This window comes from Caulobacter sp. NIBR2454 (genome assembly GCF_027474405.1).
In the GTDB taxonomy this organism is placed as follows: domain Bacteria; phylum Pseudomonadota; class Alphaproteobacteria; order Caulobacterales; family Caulobacteraceae; genus Caulobacter.
The window spans coordinates 1,275,764-1,294,491 of record NZ_CP114871.1; the positions used below are offsets into that span (position 1 = coordinate 1,275,764).

Below are 18,728 nucleotides of genomic sequence, written 5' to 3' on the forward strand. Positions count from 1 at the left end.
AGCCCGGGGGCGTAAACATGATCAGCCTTCGTGAATTGCGTGACGAGGACGAGCAGGTCCTCCTGGCTTGGCGTCGTGAGCCGGAAGTCGATCGCTGGATGTCCGACGCGGCGTTTCCGAGCGAAGCTGCGCACCGGGCTTGGTTCGAGTCCCTGCGCGCGGATCCCGATATGCGGGGGTGGATGATCCAGCAGGGCGATACGCCTGCTGGCTTGCTGACCCTGACGGGGCTCGAAAGCCATCACCGGCGCGCGGCCTGGAACTGGTTTCTGGGGGCTGCCGACGCTCGGGGCAGGGGCGTTGGACGCGCCGCGCAAGTACTTGGAATTGATAAGGCTTTCGGTGAACTCGGCCTTGAGAAGGTCTTCGCCGAAGTGATGGCGGACAATGATGCTGCCCTTAAGGCGCAGACCGCTGTCGGCTTCCTTCGCGAAGGCTATCTGCGCGCCCACGTCCTGAAGGGCGGCCAGCGTTGTGACGTCGTTCTTCTTGGCTTGCTGGCGGACGAGTGGAAAGCGTCAGGCGATCGTGTCCGTCAGTCCTTGATCGATGCCCGGATGATCGCCGGTTAAGGGCGAGTCTTAACGACTTGGCAGCCCTGAACGGCGATAATCTTCGCAGGGGCGCTGTGGGCGCCGAGGAGCCGCTTGTTGATCACCTTCGATAGCAGCTTGTTGCTTGGCTACTATCAATCCCGCGCCGGCGTCGCGGGAGCGACCGCTGCCGCTTCGAACGGGACCAGCAGGACCAACCGCGTGGTGGCGCCATGGGCGTCTTCGAACGAGAATCTTAAGGCTGACGCCCTCGTTAAGAAAGTGCTGGGCGGTCGCAAGTTCATCGACGAAGGCGGCGCCAATCTGGAGTCCGCTGGGGCGGCCGAAGACCATCGCAAGCTCTTCGCGCTGCATCAGGGTTTGGCCGCGCTGTCGGGCCTTATTGAACGCGCTGGCGAAAAAGGGGTCACGGACAGCGAACTGACACGCCTCCAATCAACGTTCGCCAAGGGGCTCGAAGAGGTCGAGAAGTACACCCAGAGCCTGAAGCTCGACGGAGTGCGTTTCACCACGGGGCAGGCGCAATCAACCGTCAAAAGTACGGTCGGCGTAGAGAAGTCCAACTACAACTACAACACCGGCACGATCTATTCGGGAAAAGCCGGCGAAGAGGTTCCCGCTTTCCAAGGAGCGGCAGCCTTCAAGATACAGGTCAAGAAGCTCGGCGTTGTCACCGACATCAACGTTGACCTGTCCGAGATGGGTTCTACGCCACGAACGATGCAGTCGGTCGCCGCCTTCATCAACGATAAGTTCAAGGCCGCCGGCCTCTGGACGACTTTCGCCGTCAAACAGACCAAAGGCGCTGAAACCGAGGTCAAGGGCGTCAACGGGGAGACCGTCAAGCTGCCGGCCAAGGGCGATGATTTTTCATTCCTGGTCAAAGGCGACATGGCCGAGACGCTGACATTCTCAGCGCCGACCTCGGCCCCGGCGGTCTATGTCACGACCCGCTCGGGCGATCCTGACCCCGACAAGGACGTCAAGACCGATGATGGCGTCTTCAGAAATACCCTGAGCAAAATCAACGGCGCGTTCGGGACGGCGGTCGGCGGTTCGGTGTTCACCGAAACTCTTCAAGGCACCATCGACAGCGTTGAGAAGACGATTACGGGCGCCGACGGCTCGATCTACATGCTGGCCAACGTCTCGCATGGCGTGAACGACTCGCTCGACATCGACAGTCAGGCGATCAAGGGCAAGCAGGACGTCGCCCTGCTGAAGTACGACTCCTCGGGTAACCTGATGTTCGCTCGCTCATTGGGCGCAGCGGAGACCGCGTCAGGCCTGAACCTGGCGGTTTCGGCCGACGGCAAGGTCGCCGTTGCGGGCTCGGTGACCGGTGAACTGACCGGCCTGCCGGACGGCGCCAACGGGCCGCTCAATTCCGGCTCCGGCAGCGACAAGTCCGACAGCTTCGTCACGCTTTACGACACCAATGGCGACGAGACCTGGACGGTGCGTCGTGGCGCGTTGGAGTCCGATTCCGCGACCGCACTGGCTTTCGGAGCCGACGGCACGCTCTATGTCGCCGGCAACACCAGTTCGGGCATGGCTGGCCACGACGGCGCCGCGTCGCCGCAGTTCGCTTCGCCCAAGGGCGGGCAGGACGGTTACCTGACCGCCTTCGCCACCCAGGCCGACGGCAAACCCAAATCGCTGTTCACGACCCAATTCGGCACGTCCGAGAAGGATAGTGTCGCCGGCCTCGTGGTCGATGGGGACAAGGTCTATGTGGCCGGGGTCGAGAATGGCCGCGCTGTGGTCCGCAACTTCGACGTCGCCCTGACCAGCACCTCGGTCACGCGCACCAGTTTCCAGAATGGCGGTTTCATCGAGGAGACCACCACGACCGTTGATGGCGGCGCGCCGTCCACGGTGACGACCACCGGGGGCGATACAAGCCAAACCCAGTTGGGCGTCAAGACGACCCGCGCCACGACGGCGGGTATGGTGACAAGCGGACCCGTGCGCGACCTCGGCGCTCTGGGCGGCGGATCCATCGCCGGGCTGGTTCTCGATGGCGGCAAGCTTTGGATCGGCGGTTCGTCCGGCAGCGGCGCCTTGACGATCGGCAACCAGAAGTCCGGACCGCAGGGCCGGATGGACGGCTTCGCCGCCAGTCTGTCGTTGGATCTGGCGAGCACCGCCGACGATGTGCTGACCTACTACGGCGGCGCGGAAGACGACACGGTGACCGGCATGGCCGTCGCTGGCGGCAAGGTCTATCTGACCGGCCTAGCCAGCAAGGATCTGGGCGGCACTACGCCTCTGGGCAAGCAGGACGGCTATGTCGCGCAGCTCGACATGACCACCGGCGCGGCGGATTGGATGCAGCGCATCAGCGGCAAGGACGGCATCGCCGCCCCGACCTCGATCGCGGTCGACGCCGCGGGCGCTAGCGCGCTCGATACATTTGGCCTGCCGCGCGGCCAGATGTTCGCCAAGGCCTCGGAACTACTGGTGTCTGGCACGGGCGTGCGCCCCGGCGATCAGTTCCAGATCCGCACCCGTCCGGGCGGCCCGCTCACGACCGTGACCATCGACGCCAAGGACACGCTCGACACGCTGGCCGACAAGATCCGTCGCGCCAGCGGCAGCCAGGCCAAGGTCGAATTCGCGACCACCGACAATCGTCGCCAACTGCGCATCACCGCCGCCTACAACACCGCCAGCATCGAGATCGTCGCGGGCAAGGGCGACAAGGACGCGCTCGAGGCGCTCGGTCTGTCCGAGGGACTGATCTACAGGACCCGCGAGGAGGGAGGTCGGAATGTTCCGGCCGATGGCAAGGGCGCGATCTGGGGACTGCAACTGGCGCAATCCTACGACCTGACGGACAAGCTCGACCTGAAGGAGGCCAAGGACGCCGTCACCAAGGCCATGACCACGATCCAGCGCGCCTATCGCGAACTGCTCAATCCCCCTGCGGCGATCGCCGAAAGCGCGGGCAAGCAGGGCGGAACGGTCCCGGCCTATCTGACCAAGCAGATCGCGAGCTACCAGAACGCCCTGGCGAAACTGACCGGCGGCTAAAGCCCTTCCTAGGCTGGCTCGGCGCTCTTCGCCTTGAATCGGGCGCCGCCGCGTCGTAGGCGTCGCTCATGGCATTTCCCACCGACCGCAAGTTCATCCTCATCGGCGCGGGCGTCGCTGTTGTGGCTGGCGTCGCCATCGCCGCTGGCCTGCTGGCGCGTGACGGCGGCTCTCGTTCCTCGCCTCCAGCATCGCAGGGCGGACTGGTGGTCGAGATGGGGACGCAGGAAGAGAGCAAGCTTGATCCCGCACGGCCCCTGCGTTGCTTTGTCGGCGGCCAGTTCGTGGGCGAACTTACCCTTGCCGAATGCGCCTCGCGCAATGGTGTGGGGACAGGCGCGCTCGACGTGGGCGTGGATGAGACAGGCGCTCTGGCCGCCGCTGACGAGGCGGGCATGATGCTGACGCCGCTGCCGCCCCCGGAGGCTGCGGCGCCCGTCAATCCCAATGCCGCACCGACCGGGCCCGAGATCGAGGAAGCCATGGGGCCGGTATCCGCCTGCTGGCGCTATGAGGGCGGCCAGTGGAGCCGCATCCCAGGCGAGGGGACCATGAGCGAGTGCGTTCAGGTGCTCTATGCGGGCCGCTGCGATGCGGGCACGGCCTATGGCCGCTGGGGTGACCAGACTCTGCGTCTGACGTCCGGTCGTATCGAGGCTTCGAACGATAATCGCCGCTTCCGCACCATCGCCCCGTCCGTGCCCGGCTGCGCGCCGCCGGCCGGTTGAGAGGAAACGCCATGAAGACCAAGTTCGCCATCATCGCCGCTGTGGGCTTTGCGACCCTCGCTGTGGCCGGCTGCGAAAAGCCGGTGGAAGCGCCTTACGACACGGGGGTCTGCTGGCACGTGGCTCCGCAGAAGGACGGCAAGCTCAAATTCAATTCCTTGGCCAAGAATGTCCCCAACGTCGAGAACTGCGCGGCGACGCTGGAGGGCATGCGTATCCGCTTTAACCGCATGGGCATGAACCAGCAGCAGATGGTCGGCGCCTATCAGGGCAACTTCCTGTTCGTGGAGCGTGAGGGCATTTTCGTCAGCCGTGGCTTGAAGAGCGGTCGCTATCTTGCTCTGGTCCGCACCGGCGATGGCCGTTTGGCGGTCCCCGGCGCAATGCCGCAATAGTCGCTCTAACAGTCCACAGAACTTATCGGGAACATCTGTTGCGCGCCCCGAGGTTGCGTGATTAGGGTTCCGTTAAGATTCTGGCGCGGTTGGGTCGCCAGGCGAGCCTCGGGAGAGAGCCATGGCGGGCAGCGTCAACAAGGTCATTCTGGTCGGCAATCTGGGCGCTGACCCGGAAATCCGCAGCCTCGGGTCAGGCGACCGCGTCGCCAATCTGCGCATCGCCACCTCCGAGAGCTGGCGCGACCGCACCTCGGGCGAGCGCAAGGAAAAGACCGAATGGCACCGGGTTGTGATCTTCAACGACAACCTGGTGAAGGTGGCCGAGAACTACCTGCGCAAAGGCTCGACGGTCTATATCGAGGGCGCGATCCAGACCCGCAAATGGACCGACCAGAGCGGCGTTGAGAAGTACTCCACCGAGATCGTCCTGCAGAAGTTCCGTGGCGAGCTGACCATGTTGGGCGGTCGCGGCGACGGCGGCGCGGCTGGCGCCAGCTCGGGCGGCGGCGATTTCGACAGCGGTTACAGCGGTGGCGGCGGTGGTGGTTTCAGCGGCGGCGGCCAGCGCAATCAGCCCAGCGGTCCGCGCGAGAACTTCTCGGCCGACCTGGACGACGAAATTCCGTTCTAGGGCCGGTCTTCAGTGAAACATTGCAGCGGCCGCTTCCCTTGGGAGGCGGCCGTTTTCGCACCTGGATCACGCCGCAAGACGCGCCGGTTCACCGCAATAGGTCCGGCGACAATCCAGCGGTTCCGGTCTAGGAGGAAGCGGTTCCAGCCACCTTCCGAGCCATGAGTCGCACTTCCTCGCCCTTCACCCTCGTCGAGGTCGGCGCAATCGCCACGATCATCCTGGTCTGGGGCGTCAACAACGCCGCGGCCAAGGTGGCTACCGCGGAACTGCCTCCGCTCTTCGTGGCCGGCTTTCGTTTCCTGATCGCGCTGGTGGTTCTGCTTCCATTGCTCAGGCCGCCGTTTCCGGACTTGAGGCGAATGTGGCCGATCGTCATTCTCTCGGGGCCGATCCACTTCGCTTTCGTCTATATCGGCTTTGGCTTGGCCGAGCAGCTCAGCCCCTTGGTGGTGGCCAGCCAGTTGTGGATTCCCTTCACGGTGCTGTTCGCCTGGAGAGTCCTGGGCGAACGAATGACCCGGGCGGCGGCGCTGGGGCTGGCCGTGGCCTTCGCCGGGGTGACCTGGATGACCCTCGACCCGCATACGGCGACGGACTTCATCCCCATTGTGCTCATCATCACCGGGGCCGCGATCTGGGCGCTGGCGACGGTGCTGGTTCGCCGCCTGCCTAGCGTGCGACCATTGAAGATGCAGGCCCTGACATCCCTCGTCGCCGCGCCGTTGTTGCTGGGCGCCGCCTTTGGCTTCGAGCCTAATCTCAAGGCCCAGGTGATGGACGCTTCGCCGCTGGCCTGGGCGTGCGTCGTTTTCGCGGGCCTGGCCTCATCCATCGGCGCGTCGAGCCTGCTGTTCTGGCTGGTGCAGCGGCGAGAACCTTCTCGGGTGACGCCTTTCTTCCTGCTGACGCCGCTGGTGTCCTGCACCATCGGCATCTTGCTGATGGGCGACAAGGTCACCGTGCAACTGATCGGCGGCGGGATGGCGACGCTCGCGGGCGTCGCCATCGTCACCTTTGACGAACGGCGCAGAGCTCGGCTCGCGGCGCTACAGCTGCAGGCGGCGAGCCAAGTCTGAGGCGTCCCAGCCGTCAGCGTGACGAGGCGCCGTCAGGGTTGCAATCTCGCCGACAAAAGCGGCGAGGCTGGCGGCCGTCTCCCCAAGGTCGGGCGCGCCTTCGCTTTCGCTCATGACGATGGCGGCGACAGTCACGCCGCGAGCCTTCAGCACTTCCAGCGCCGTGAGCGTGTGGCTGATCGTGCCAAGGTAGCTGCCGCAGACGAGGATGACTGGGAGCGTGAGCCGCGCGATCAGGTCGAGATTCGTGGCCTCATCGGTCAGGGGCGACATGACGCCGCCCGCCCCCTCGATCAGCAGCGGGCCGTCACCCGCGATCTGGGTGCGGCAAAGGGCTTCGAGCCGGTCGAGTTCAAGGTGAACGCCTTCCAGGCGCGCGGCCAGTGGCGGGGAGAGGGGGGCGGCGAAGCGCAGCGGCGAGATATCCTCCAACGACGGCGCGCCGTCACCCAGCGCGGCGCGCAGGCGGCCCGGATCACTCGCGTCCGTATCGGCTGGGTCGAAACCACTGACCACTGGTTTGAAGGCGCGAACCGCCCGCCCTTCCGCACGCAGGGCGCGGATCAGGGCGCAGGCGACATAGGTCTTTCCGACGTCCGTGCCCGTGGCGGTGATGAACATGGCGCTCATGCGGCGACTCCTGTCGTAGAGACAAGTCCTCGGACCAACTCGGCCAAGCGCAGAATCTCCGCGTCGGGATGAGCTGCGGTGAAGGCCAAGCGCAGGCGCGCCGTGTCGGCGGGCACCGTCGGCGGGCGTATGGCGACGGCGAGGAAGCCTTCGGCCTCCAGCATTGCGGCGGCGTCGAGGGCGGCCTGGGCCTTACCGATGATCACAGGGACGATGGGACTGGTCGCGTCGGGAAGGTCGGCGGCCCGGGTGAACAGGCGGGCCTTGGCTAGCGGCGCCGTGACCAAGGCGGGATTGTTCTCGATGATGTCCAGCGCCGCGATGGCGGCGGCGGCCGAGGCGGGCGGCAGGCCGGTGGCGTAAATCACCGTCCGGGCTCGGGTTTTCAGTAGGTCGATCACCGCCTTCGAACCGCAAATATAACCGCCATAGCCGCCGATGGCCTTGGACAGGGTGCCCATCTGCAGCGGGATGTGCGTGTTGGCGAACTCGTGGGCCGAGCCCCGACCATCGCCAAGCACCCCGACCCCATGGGCGTCGTCACTGAGCAGCCAGGCGTCATGCCGGCGACAGAGGTCGGAAAGGGTGTCCAGCGGCGCGAGATCGCCGTCCATTGAAAACACGCCGTCGGTGGCGACCAGCACATGGCGAAATTCCAAGCGGCGGGCGATGAGCATCGCTTCCAGAGCGGCGACATCGTTGTGCGGGAAGGAAATGATCTCAGCGCCCGACAGCTGGGCGCCCGCCCAGATGCAGGCGTGGGCCAGCTCATCAATCAGCACCAGGTCGCCGGGGGCGGCGAAGGCGGGGATCACGCCCGTATTGGCCAGGTATCCAGATCCGAAGACACACGCCGCCTCGGTTCCCTTCAACCCCGCCAGCCGGGTTTCAAGTTCGGACAGCAGCGGGTGGTCGCCCGTCACCAGCCGCGATGCGCCCGCGCCCGCGCCATACAGATCGACCGCTTCGCGCGCCGCGGCCTTCACCGCCGGATGATGCGACAGGTTCAGATAGTCGTTGCAGGAAAAGGACAGCAGGCGTCGACCGCCGCGCTCGACCCACAAGCCGTCGAGGCGGTGGGTCGGCTTGAGCGTGCGTCGCAGGCTGCGGGCGTCGAGCCCGGCGAGCTTGCCGGCGGCGAAGGCCTCAAGGCTGTCCATGAACCGTTCCGTTTGCGATCGAGGGGCGCAGGGCATAGCAACGCCCACCGTCAGCGCAATGGAGATTCCCTCGTGAGCAACGCCCAGCCGGGTTGGTTGACCGCCGGTGCGCCGCACGTCTGGCGGCCCTATTGCCAGATGAAGACCGCGCCCGCGCCGCTCGCGGTGGCGCGAACGCAAGGCGCGCGGCTGATCCTTGAGGACGGCCGCGAGCTGATTGATGGCGTGGCGTCGTGGTGGACGGCCTGCCACGGTTACAACCACCCGCACATCGCCGCCGCCGTGCGCGAGCAACTGGATCGCATGCCGCACGTGATGTTCGGCGGCCTGGCGCACGAGCCGGGCTATCGGTTGGCCCTGCGTCTGGCTGACCTGCTGCCGGGCGACCTGGACCACGTGTTCCTGGCCGAGAGCGGCTCCGTATCGGTGGAGATCGCCATGAAGATGGCGGTGCAGTTCCATCTGAACCGGGGCGAACGAGGCCGGTCCAAATTCCTGGCCTTCCGCGGCGGTTATCACGGCGACACCCTGGCCACGATGACGGTTTGCGACCCGGAAGAGGGGATGCACGCCCTGTTCGCCGGAGTGATGCCGTCGCAGGTCATCGGCGACCTGCCGATTGACGAGCTGTCGGAGGCGGCGCTGGACGCTCTGCTGGTGGAGCGCGGCGCGCAGATCGCCGCCATACTGGTCGAGCCGCTTGTCCAGGGGGCGGGCGGCATGCTGATGCACGACGCCGAGACCCTGCGTCGGTTGCGGCGCCTCGCCGACAAGCATGGCGTGCTGCTGATCTTCGACGAGATATTCACCGGCTTTGGCCGCACGGGCACGATGTTCGCCATGGAGGCGGCGGCGGTGATCCCCGATATCGTCACCCTGTCCAAGGCCCTGACCGGGGGAACCTTGCCGCTGTCAGCGGCGGTGGCGCGATCGCATGTGTTCGAGGTGTTCTGGAGCGACCAGGCCGACGCCGCTTTGATGCACGGGCCGACCTACATGGCCAACCCCCTGGCCTGCGCGGCGGCGAACGCGTCGCTGGACCTGTTCGAAGCTGGAGAGTGGAAGGCTGATGTGGCCCGCATCGCCGCCGGCCTGCGTGAGGGGCTGGAGCCCTGTCGCGGACTGCCCGGCGTGACCGACGTGAGGGTTTTTGGCGCGATCGGGGTGGTGGAGATGAAAGAGGCGGTGAACGCTTCCGCGCTCACCGCCTCTTTCGTCGATCAGGGAGTCTGGATCCGGCCCTTCGGGAAGATCGTCTATCTGACTCCGGCCTTCGTCGTATCCGATGCGGAATTGGCGACTCTGACGGCCGCCATCCGCACTGTGCTGGCCGCTATTTGATAACCGCGCAGGCTACGCGATCACCCGCGCCGCCGATGGGCTGGCTGAGGTGGTCGTCCTGGTTGGCGTGAATGACCAAGGCCGAGCCGTCGGCGTCGGCCAGGCCGGGGCGGCCGTCCTTGCCCGACCAGGAGACGAGGCTGGTCCAAAGCTGGGCTTCCGCAACGCCGTCGGCGCCGGCGAAGATGTTGGGCAGTTCGCCGAAATCGCTGCCGGCCGGGTTCAACAGGCCGTGTGGCATCTTGTGATCACCGGCGTGATTGATGTGTGCGCCGGACTTCTGAAACTTGGCGGTGTCGGAGCAGTCGCCCACCGCGTGGAAGTGAATCCCGTGCCAGCCGGGGGTCAGGCCGCTGACCTTCACCTGCACCAGCACACCCTTGGGTCCTTCCCGGAAAGTCGCCGAACCGACGGCGGCGCCGGCGTTGTTCTTGATCTCGGCGGAGGGCGGCGTCTGCGCGACGGCGGCGGTGGCGACCATGGCGGTCACGGCGGCGAGGGCGATCAGGCGCATTGGGGAGGCTCCAAAAATGCAGGTGCGAACTGATCTCAACCTTAGCCGGCGAAATAGGGTTCCGGAAAGCGTGCGATTTTTTGCGCGCGCGCCGTAGGAATGGTAACAAGAGCGGTGAAAATTCAGCGATTCCGGTCCATTCCCCACAGTGACTGACGACTCAGAAAACTCCGCCGTCCTGCGTGGGGGCGTGGCCCCCATCGCCATCGAAGACGAACTGAAGCGTTCGTATCTCGACTACGCCATGAGCGTGATCGTCAGCCGCGCCCTGCCGGACGTGCGCGACGGTCTGAAACCGGTGCATCGCCGCATCTTCTACTCGATGCATGACCTCGGGATGACCCCCGACAAGTCGTACTCGAAATCGGCCCGCGTGGTCGGTGACGTGCTGGGTCGTTTCCACCCGCACGGCGATGCTTCGGTCTATTTCGCCATGGTCCGCATGGCCCAGCCGTTCTCGATGAACCTGGTGCTGATCGACGGTCAGGGAAACTTCGGCTCCATTGACGGCGATATGCCGGCGGCCATGCGCTACACCGAAAGCCGCATGGCGCCGCCGACCACGGCGCTGCTGGCCGATATCGACAAGGACACCGTCGACTTCCAGGAGAACTATGACGGCAAGGAACTGGAGCCGGTCGTCCTGCCGGCCCGGATTCCGAACCTGCTGGTCAATGGCGCGGGCGGCATCGCCGTCGGCATGGCGACCAACATCCCGCCTCATAACCTTGGCGAGGTCGTCGATGCGGCACTAGCGCTGATCGACACGCCGGACATCGCGCTGGACGACCTGCTGGACATCGTTCCGGGGCCGGACTTCCCGACCGGCGGCGAGATCATCGGCCGTTCGGGGCCGCGTCAGGCCCTGCAGACCGGCCGTGGCTCGGTGATCATGCGCGGCATCGCGACGATCGAAGAAATCCGCCAGGGCCGCGAAGCCATCATCATCACCGCGATCCCGTATCAGGTGAACAAGGCCAGCCTGGTCGAACACATCGCCGAACTGGTCCGCGACAAGAAGATCGAGGGCATTTCCGACCTGCGCGACGAAAGCGATCGCGACGGCATGCGCATCGTGATCGAGTTGAAGCGCGAAGCCTCGGGCGATGTGCTGCTCAACCAGCTTTATCGCTACACGTCCCTGCAGACCTCGTTCGGCGTCAACATGCTGGCGCTGAATCGCGGACGGCCCCTGCAGATGGGCCTGCGCGAGATGCTGTCGGCGTTCATCGATTTCCGCGAGGAAGTCGTGGTTCGCCGCACCAAGTACGAACTGGGCAAGGCGCGCGACCGCGGCCACGTCCTGGTCGGTCTGGCCATCGCCGTGGTCAATATCGACGAGTTCATCCACATCATCCGTTCGTCCAAGGACCCGGCCGAGGCGCGCGAGCGCCTGTGCGATCGCAACTGGCCGGCCGGCGATATGATTCCGCTGGTCGAGCTGATCGCCGACCCGCGCACGGTCATGCTGGATGACAACAATGTCCGCCTGACCGACGAGCAGGCCCGCGCCATTCTGGCCCTGACGCTTTCGCGTCTGACCGGCCTTGGACGGGAGGAAATCTTCGAGGAAGCCGGCACGCTGGCCGAAGCCATCCGTGGCTATCTGGAGCTGCTGTCGGACCGCGCTAACATCATGGGCGTGGTGCGCAAGGAACTGGTGGAAGTGCGTGAGCGCTTCGCCATTCCGCGCCGCACCCCCATCGTGGACGGCGAAGCCGGCGTCGATGACGAAGACCTGATCCCCCGCGAGGAGATGGTGGTCACCGTCACCCATGGCGGCTACGTCAAGCGCACACCGCTGGCCAGCTACCGGACCCAGCATCGCGGCGGCAAAGGCCGCTCCGGCATGGCGACGAAGGAAGAAGATGCGGTCACCCGTGTGTTCTCGGCCTCGACCCACGCGCCGGTGCTGTTCTTCACCTCGGGCGGCAAGGTCTTCAAGCTGAAGGTCTGGCGTCTGCCGCTGGGTAATCCGACCTCGCGCGGCAAGGCGTTCGTGAACCTGCTGCCAATCGAGCCGGGCGAACAGATCACGTCCATTCTGCCGTTGCCGGAGGACGAAGCGAGCTGGGACCGCCTGGACGTGATGTTCGCCACCGCAAGCGGCAATGTGCGCCGCAACAAGCTGTCCGACTTCGCCGACATCCGCCGGAACGGCAAAATCGCCATGAAGCTGGACGAGAGCGACCACATCATCGGCGTCGGCCTCTGCACCACCGAAAACGACGTGCTGCTGACCACGGCCCTGGCGCGTTGCATCCGCTTCGCCGTGGATGAGGTTCGCGTCTTCGCGGGCCGGGAATCCACGGGTGTTCGCGGCGTCAAGCTGGCCGAGGACGACACTGTCATCTCGATGGCCATCCTGCGCAGCGTCGACGCCTCTCCGGCCGAGCGCGCCGCTTATCTCAAACAGGCCAACGCCTTGCGCGCCGCGACGGGTGAAGGGGAGGCGGACGCCGCCCCCGCGCCGGACGAGGAAGAGGATGTCGCCGACGGCGCCGTTTCGCTCAGCGTCGAGCGGTTCGCCGAACTGGGCGCCGCCGAGGAGTTCGTGCTGACCGTTTCGTCCGAAGGCTTCGGCAAGCGCACCAGCGCCTATGACTATCGCCGGACGGGCCGTGGCGGGCAGGGCCTGATCGCCCACGACGTCACCAAGCGCGGCGGCAAGCTGGCGGCTTCGTTCCCGGTCGAGGACTCCGACGAAATCCTTCTGGTGACAGACGCGGGGCAATTGATACGTTGCCCCGTCGCTCAAATCCGTGTTGCAGCGCGAAACACCCAAGGGGTGACCATCTTCCGCAAGTCGGGCGATGAGCATGTCGTGAGTGTCGAGCGTCTGGCGGAGGCCGGCGGCGTCGATGACGAGGAAAGCGGGGCGGACGAGACCCCGTAGACGCTCAACGCAGCCAAGGGGGTAGGTTTGTCTTTCGTCGGTCTTTATCCGGGTACCTTTGACCCGATCACCAACGGTCACCTCGACATCATTGGTCGAGCCGTGAAGTTGGTCGACAAATTGGTGATCGGGGTCGCCATCAATACCGGCAAGGGTCCGATGTTCACGCTCGAAGAGCGTGTGGACAGCATCCGCCGCGAAACCGCCCAGTTCGCCGGCAAGACCGAGATCGTGGTCCAGCCGTTCGAAAGCCTGTTGATGAACTTCGCCCGCGAGGTCGGCGCCAAGATCATCGTGCGGGGCCTGCGGGCGGTCGCCGACTTCGAATACGAGTTCCAGATGACGGCCATGAACCAGCAGCTCGATCGTGAGATCGAGACGGTGTTCCTAATGGCTGATCCCCGCCACCAGGCGATCGCCTCGCGGCTGGTCAAGGAGATCGCCCTGCTGGGGGGTGATGTCCACAAATTCGTCCCGCCGGGCGTTCGCGACGAACTGATGGCCAAGGTCGTCCAGCCTTAGAAATCCACATTCCCAGAGGAATGACATGATCCGACCCCTGACCATCGCCGCGGCTGTCGCGGCCATCGCCGCGCCTGCCTTGGCCGCGCCCGGCGCCGCCGACTGGCGCATCCCCGATCCCGAGAACGTCCTGGTGATCGACACCAACAAGGGGCGGGTCGTCGTCGAGCTTATGCCGGAAGTGGCTCCCGGCCACGTGACCCGCGTACGCGAGTTGGCCCGCGCGGGCCTCTATGACGGGCGCACCTTCTTTCGCGTCATCGACCAATTCATGGCCCAGACCGGCGATCCCAAGGACGACGGCACCGGTGGTTCGGAAAAGGAAGACCTGACGGGCGAGTTCACCTGGCGCCGTGGCGCGAACTCGATGTTCTCGACCGTGGCCAAGCCGAGCGGGGCGGAGTTGGGCTTTGTCGGCGCCATGCCGGCCATGAGCCAGACGACCTTGCTCGCCGCCATGACAGCTGATCGCAAGGTTTCGGCCTGGGGGATGTTCTGCCCCGGCGTCCTGGGGATGGCGCGCGGCGATAATCCTGACTCGGCCAACAGCCAGTTCTTCATCATGCGCCAGGCGTATCCCTCGCTGGACAAACGCTACACCGCCTTCGGCCGCACGCTTTCGGGCCTCGAAGCCGTGCGATCGATCAAGACCGGCGAGCCGGTGCCGGCGCCGCAGGACGTGATGCAAAAGGTCCGTGTTCTGGCCGACATTCCGGCTGGTCAACGCCCTTCGGTGCGGGTGGTCGACACCAAGAGCGCCTGGTTCCTGGCCGAGGTCGAGCGGGTCAAGGCGACGCGGGGCGCGGATTTTTCACCCTGCGACGTCGACATTCTGGCTGAAGTGAAATAGGGCGGGTTCATGAGCACCGATCCCGAAAACACCATCGTCATGACCCTGGAAAGCGGTCCTGTCGTTATCCGCCTCCGTCCTGACCTGGCTCCGGGCCACGTCGCGCGGATCAAGGAACTGGCCCGTGAAGGCTTTTATGACGGCGTGACCTTCCACCGCGTCATCCCCGGCTTCATGGCCCAAGGCGGCGATCCGACCGGCACCGGCCGCAGCGGCTCCGACAAGCCGGACCTGAAGGCGGAGTTCTCCGACGCCGAACACGTCCGTGGCGTCTGCTCCATGGCCCGCACGCCTGACCCGAACTCGGCCAACAGCCAGTTCTTCATCTGCTTCGACGAAGTCACCTTCCTGGACGGTCAGTACACCGTGTGGGGCGAGGTGGTCGAAGGCATGGAGAATGTCGACGCCCTGCCGGTCGGCGAGCCGCCGCAGAACCCGGGCAAGATTCTGAGCTTCAAGGTCGCCGCCGACGCCTAAGGCGTTCGAGCGAGCGTAACGACCACCGGGCGGTGGTCCGAGCCCAGTCTCGGACCCCGCTCGACCTTCACCGTCCGCCAGGCCTTGCCGGCGTAGACGTGATCAATCGGCAAAATCGGAAACAGCGGGTGGAAGCCCGCGCGATCAAAACGCGCCGGCCAGGTGGCCAGGGCGCGTGTGCGCCGCTCCATGCCGAACGCCTTGTCCTGGCGGCGCATGGCGAACGACCAGGGCGTCGAGTTGAAATCCCCGGTGAGGATCATCGTCTCACGGTCGAAGGCCCCGAGCTTCTTGGCCAGCGCCGCCGACTGCCGCTGCTGATAGCCAGCTGGCCACGGCCAGGCATAGTGCGCGCCCATCACGGTGAAGGCGTCGTCGCCCCGACCAAAGCCGGCATACAGGACAGACAGGAAGGGCTTTCCGTCCCGTCGGATCGTACGCTCGGCGAAATCACCCTGCACGGTGGGCTTCAGTCTGCTCAGGATCAGGTTCTGGCACGGACGCGCCTTGGGACAGCCGGTGCGATAGGGATAGGCGGCGCGAATCTTCTTGTGGAACCGTCCGGCGGCCCCATACGCCTCTTCCAGCACCAGAATGTCGGCGTCTTGGGCCAGCAGCCAGCGCGCGGATTCCTCCGGGTCTTCGTTGCGGCCCCAGGCGTTGAACTGGACGATTTTCAGGGTCTGGCCCGCTTGCGACGAATCCTTGCGCTGGGTGGCGTAGGCAAAGGCTTCAGGCGCGATCTGCAACACCGACAACGCCACGGCGACGGTGGCGACGATCACGGTGGCGATCCGTTCCTCGCCGCGCGAGACGAGCGCGCCAAGGGCGGCCGCCAGCAGTCCGCCCACCAGCCATATGGGCGAGAAATGGGAGGCGACGTCCAGAGTCGCCGAGAACCGGCCGCCTTGGGCCGCGATGGCGAACAGCGCACAGCCTAGCGCCAGGGCCAGGGCTCCGGCGCGGAGGAGAAGCAGGGCGAGGTTCAGAATCGTGCGCACGTCGTCGCTTAGCACGTTCTTTTGGGCGTCAGTTGGGAAGCGTCGCCGCAGTCCTGGGATGAGCGTTCAGGCGCCTTCTGCTTGACCTGATCCCCGCGCCGTGGCCTTGACCGCGCCCAATGCGCCTGTCCGATTTCGACTTTGACCTGCCTGAAGACCGCATCGCCCTGCGGCCCGCCCAACCGCGCGATTCCGCACGCCTGTTGCTGGTCAAGCCGGGGGAGGGATTGTCGGACCTGATCGTCCGCGATCTGCCGGGGCTGCTGCAGGCCGGCGACGCCCTGGTGTTCAACGACACCCGGGTGATCCCCGCGCGCCTGTCGGGCACGCGCGAACGGGACGGCAATGTCACGGCCGTCGAGGCGACCTTGCACAAGCGTGTGGCCGCCGACAGGTGGACCGCCTTCATGCGGCCGGGAAAGCGGTTGAAAGTCGGGGACCGCGTGGCTTTCGGCCAGGCCGCCGACCGCGCCTGTGAAGGCGCGCGCCTCGATGCGACGGTGATCGAGAAGCATGATGGCGGTGAGGTCCTGCTGGCCTTCGACCTGTCGGGGCCGGATCTCGACCAGGCGATCAACACCCGCGGCGACATGCCCCTGCCGCCCTATATCGCCGCCAAGCGGGGGGAGGACGCCCAGGACCGCAGCGACTATCAGACCGTGTACGCGCGCGAGGACGGCTCGGTCGCCGCGCCGACCGCCGGCCTGCATTTCACGCCCGACCTGCTTGAGGCTCTCAAGGCGCGGGGCGTCTCGACCCACTTCGTCACCCTCCACGTTGGGGCGGGCACCTTCCTGCCGGTGAAGACCGACATGGTGGCCGAGCACAAGATGCACGCCGAGTTCGGCGTGGTGCCGCCGCAGACAGCGGACGCCCTGAACGCCGTGCATGCCGCCGGGGGGCGGATCATCTGCGTCGGCACCACCTCTTTGCGCCTGCTGGAGAGCGCTACGGGCGAGGATGGGGTGATCAAACCGTTCGCGGACGACACGGCCATCTTCATCACGCCCGGCTACCGCTTCCGCGCCGCCGACGGGCTGATGACCAACTTCCACCTGCCCAAATCGACCCTGTTCATGCTGGTCAGCGCCTTCGCCGGCCAGGATGTGATGCGCGCGGCCTATGAGCACGCCATCGCCACGGGCTACCGCTTCTATTCCTATGGCGACGGCAGCCTGCTATGGCGGGCCGCCTGATGGCAGCCTTTCCCTTCGAACTGAAAGCCACCGACGGCGGAGCGCGCACCGGCGTGCTCAAGACGCCGCGCGGCGATATCCGCACCCCCGCCTTCATGCCCGTCGGCACGGCCGGCACGGTCAAGGCCCTCACCGTCGATCAGGTGAAGGATACCGGCGCGGACATCATCCTGGGCAACACCTATCACCTGATGCTGCGGCCGACGGCCGAGCGGGTGAAGCGCTTGGGCGGACTGCACAAGTTCATGCGCTGGGACAAGCCGATCCTGACGGACAGCGGCGGGTTCCAGGTGATGAGCCTGTCGGGCATCAGCAAAGTGACCGAGCAGGCGGTGACCTTCGCCAGCCATATCGATGGCTCCAAGCATGTGCTGACGCCGGAACGGTCCATCGAGATCCAGGCCGACCTGCTGGGCAGCGACATCGTCATGCAACTGGACGAATGCGTCGCCTGGCCGGCGGAAGAGAAGCGCGCCCGCGAGGCGCTGCTGCTGTCCGCGCGCTGGGCCGAACGGTGCAAGACCGCCTTCGGGACGCGGGATACTCAGGCGCTGTTCGGCATTCAGCAGGGCTCGACCTTCAAGCACCTGCGTCGGGAGTCGGCCGAACGCCTGCAGGAGATCGGCTTCGACGGCTATGCCCTGGGCGGCCTAGCCGTGGGCGAGGGGCACGAGGCCATGTGTGAGGTTCTCGACTACGCTCCCGCCATGCTGCCGACCGACCGGCCGCGCTACCTGATGGGCGTGGGCAAGCCTATCGATCTGGTCGAGGCGGTGGCGCGAGGCATCGACATGTTCGACTGTGTCCTGCCGACCCGCTCCGGGCGCCATGGCCAGGCCTGGACCTGGGACGGCGCCATCAACCTGAAGAACGCCCGCTTCGCCGAGGACGACATGCCCCTGGACGAGGCCAGCGCCTGCCCGGCCAGCAGCGCCTATTCCAAGGCCTACCTGCATCACCTCGTGCGGTCGGACGAGATCCTGGGCCAAGTCCTGCTGTCCTGGCACAACATCGCCTTCTTCCAGGCTCTGACCGCGGCCATGCGGGTGGCGATCGAGGAGGGGCGGTTCGAGGCGTTCCGCAAAAGCTTCCGCGAGCGCCACCTGGCCGCGAAGGGCGCCTAGCGCACCGGGTACTTCGGCCCTTTGCGCGGAGGCTCGTACTTGGTCGCGCTCTTTACGTGGGTTGGCGTCGCGGGCGGATTGCAGCCCTTGGATTCCCCAAGACCCTTCAGATAAGCGCGACGCACATTGCCCGAGGTGATGGCGGCGCTGACCAGGCGATCATGCCGCTCGGCGCCGGTGAGCATGCGCACCCCGCCGCGGAAGGGGATGAGGCTCGAAGCCACCCCGGCCATGACGCCGTAGGAAATGGTCTTGCCGCGATCGATCAGATCCTCGTCCTCCCCGGCTGGGATGACGTCCAGATCGGTGCCCAGGGCCTCGTCCAGTGGCCGGATCAGTTCGGCGATGCGGCGGCAGTTATTGGGCGAGGGTCGCTGATAGGGGTCGTGCATGACCTCCAGCAGGATCGGCGGGATCTTGGTGCGCACCACGTTCAGGTCGCGCAGAGGTGATTGAGCCGCGCCCTGCAGGCTTTCGCTGTTGGCCTCAGGCGTCGTCTTGATGCGCGACTCGTCCTTTGGCGGCTGAGCCACTGCGAGGGACGGAACGGCCAAGGCGATGAGAAGCAAAACCGTACGCATGCGGTTTGAT

At 65.9% G+C, this 18,728-nt stretch carries 18 protein-coding genes; 13 read left to right on the forward strand and 5 right to left on the reverse strand.

The features are described 5' to 3' along the window. Positions 1 to 17 precede the first annotated feature (17 nt). The 6 genes from pseH to O5K31_RS06295 all read left to right on the forward strand — a co-directional run bounded on the left by pseH (position 18) and on the right by O5K31_RS06295 (position 6,426). The gene (gene pseH / locus O5K31_RS06270) at positions 18 to 572 is read left to right on the forward strand and encodes a UDP-4-amino-4,6-dideoxy-N-acetyl-beta-L-altrosamine N-acetyltransferase (RefSeq protein WP_269716452.1); all 555 of its coding nucleotides are present in this window, start codon (positions 18 to 20) and stop codon (positions 570 to 572) included. Positions 573 to 650: 78 nt separating this feature from the next. Then, positions 651 to 3,590, forward strand: coding sequence for a hypothetical protein (locus O5K31_RS06275; protein ID WP_269716453.1), 2,940 nt, complete (start codon positions 651 to 653; stop codon positions 3,588 to 3,590). A gap of 68 nt (positions 3,591 to 3,658) precedes the next feature. Continuing rightward, entirely contained in the window at positions 3,659 to 4,318 is a 660-nt protein-coding gene (locus O5K31_RS06280; RefSeq protein WP_269716454.1) for a hypothetical protein, read from the forward strand. A gap of 11 nt (positions 4,319 to 4,329) precedes the next feature. Beyond that, positions 4,330 to 4,713: a hypothetical protein gene (locus O5K31_RS06285; RefSeq protein ID WP_269716455.1), complete on the forward strand. Its 384-nt coding sequence runs from the start codon at positions 4,330 to 4,332 to the stop codon at positions 4,711 to 4,713. 121 nt (positions 4,714 to 4,834) lie between these two features. Beyond that, entirely contained in the window at positions 4,835 to 5,347 is a 513-nt protein-coding gene (gene ssb, locus O5K31_RS06290; RefSeq protein WP_269716456.1) for a single-stranded DNA-binding protein, read from the forward strand. A gap of 161 nt (positions 5,348 to 5,508) precedes the next feature. After that, a complete protein-coding gene (locus O5K31_RS06295; protein ID WP_269716457.1) occupies positions 5,509 to 6,426 on the forward strand; it encodes a DMT family transporter in 918 nt (305 codons plus the stop codon). Here the strand turns inward: O5K31_RS06295 and bioD are convergent. Both bioD and bioF read right to left on the reverse strand, forming a co-directional pair. Beyond that, entirely contained in the window at positions 6,397 to 7,056 is a 660-nt protein-coding gene (gene bioD, locus O5K31_RS06300; protein WP_269716458.1) for a dethiobiotin synthase, read from the reverse strand. The two genes, O5K31_RS06295 and bioD, sit on opposite strands and share 30 nt — an antisense overlap. Further along, positions 7,053 to 8,216: an 8-amino-7-oxononanoate synthase gene (gene bioF, locus O5K31_RS06305; protein WP_269716459.1), complete on the reverse strand. Its 1,164-nt coding sequence runs from the start codon at positions 8,214 to 8,216 to the stop codon at positions 7,053 to 7,055. Before bioF ends, bioD begins: the two co-directional genes overlap by 4 nt. Before the next feature lie 138 nt (positions 8,217 to 8,354). Here bioF and O5K31_RS06310 point away from each other — a divergent pair, with 138 nt between their 5' ends. Beyond that, a complete protein-coding gene (locus O5K31_RS06310; RefSeq protein WP_269717009.1) occupies positions 8,355 to 9,557 on the forward strand; it encodes an adenosylmethionine--8-amino-7-oxononanoate transaminase in 1,203 nt (400 codons plus the stop codon). Here the strand turns inward: O5K31_RS06310 and O5K31_RS06315 are convergent. Further along, complete coding sequence (locus tag O5K31_RS06315) at positions 9,550 to 10,071, reverse strand: superoxide dismutase family protein (RefSeq protein ID WP_269716460.1); 522 nt, start codon at positions 10,069 to 10,071, stop codon at positions 9,550 to 9,552. The two genes, O5K31_RS06310 and O5K31_RS06315, sit on opposite strands and share 8 nt — an antisense overlap. Positions 10,072 to 10,315: 244 nt before the next feature. Here O5K31_RS06315 and gyrA point away from each other — a divergent pair, with 244 nt between their 5' ends. Genes gyrA through O5K31_RS06335 form a run of 4 tightly spaced genes read left to right on the forward strand, consistent with a single transcriptional unit; the run spans position 10,316 to position 14,816 of the window. Then, complete coding sequence (gyrA, locus tag O5K31_RS06320) at positions 10,316 to 12,967, forward strand: DNA gyrase subunit A (protein ID WP_442867779.1); 2,652 nt, start codon at positions 10,316 to 10,318, stop codon at positions 12,965 to 12,967. 27 nt (positions 12,968 to 12,994) lie between these two features. Further along, the gene (coaD, locus tag O5K31_RS06325) at positions 12,995 to 13,489 is read left to right on the forward strand and encodes a pantetheine-phosphate adenylyltransferase (RefSeq protein ID WP_269716462.1); all 495 of its coding nucleotides are present in this window, start codon (positions 12,995 to 12,997) and stop codon (positions 13,487 to 13,489) included. Positions 13,490 to 13,514: 25 nt separating this feature from the next. Then, positions 13,515 to 14,339 carry a peptidylprolyl isomerase gene (locus tag O5K31_RS06330; RefSeq protein WP_269716463.1) on the forward strand — a complete coding sequence of 275 codons (825 nt, stop codon included), beginning with the start codon at positions 13,515 to 13,517 and terminating at the stop codon, positions 14,337 to 14,339. Between the two features lie 9 nt (positions 14,340 to 14,348). Then, positions 14,349 to 14,816: a peptidylprolyl isomerase gene (locus O5K31_RS06335; RefSeq protein ID WP_269716464.1), complete on the forward strand. Its 468-nt coding sequence runs from the start codon at positions 14,349 to 14,351 to the stop codon at positions 14,814 to 14,816. On the opposite strand, the gene O5K31_RS06340 is transcribed toward O5K31_RS06335, so the two are convergent. After that, positions 14,813 to 15,817, reverse strand: coding sequence for an endonuclease/exonuclease/phosphatase family protein (locus tag O5K31_RS06340; RefSeq protein ID WP_269716465.1), 1,005 nt, complete (start codon positions 15,815 to 15,817; stop codon positions 14,813 to 14,815). The two genes, O5K31_RS06335 and O5K31_RS06340, sit on opposite strands and share 4 nt — an antisense overlap. 119 nt (positions 15,818 to 15,936) lie before the next feature. Here O5K31_RS06340 and queA point away from each other — a divergent pair, with 119 nt between their 5' ends. Next, positions 15,937 to 17,013 (forward strand): tRNA preQ1(34) S-adenosylmethionine ribosyltransferase-isomerase QueA, encoded by a 1,077-nt coding sequence (gene queA, locus O5K31_RS06345; RefSeq protein ID WP_269716466.1) that lies wholly within the window; start codon positions 15,937 to 15,939, stop codon positions 17,011 to 17,013. Beyond that, on the forward strand, positions 17,013 to 18,137 hold the full coding sequence (tgt, locus tag O5K31_RS06350; RefSeq protein WP_269716467.1) for a tRNA guanosine(34) transglycosylase Tgt: 1,125 nt from the start codon (positions 17,013 to 17,015) through the stop codon (positions 18,135 to 18,137). Before queA ends, tgt begins: the two co-directional genes overlap by 1 nt. On the opposite strand, the gene O5K31_RS06355 is transcribed toward tgt, so the two are convergent. Further along, on the reverse strand, positions 18,134 to 18,718 hold the full coding sequence (locus O5K31_RS06355; protein WP_269716468.1) for a hypothetical protein: 585 nt from the start codon (positions 18,716 to 18,718) through the stop codon (positions 18,134 to 18,136). The two genes, tgt and O5K31_RS06355, sit on opposite strands and share 4 nt — an antisense overlap. Between the last annotated feature and the right edge of the window lie 10 nt (positions 18,719 to 18,728).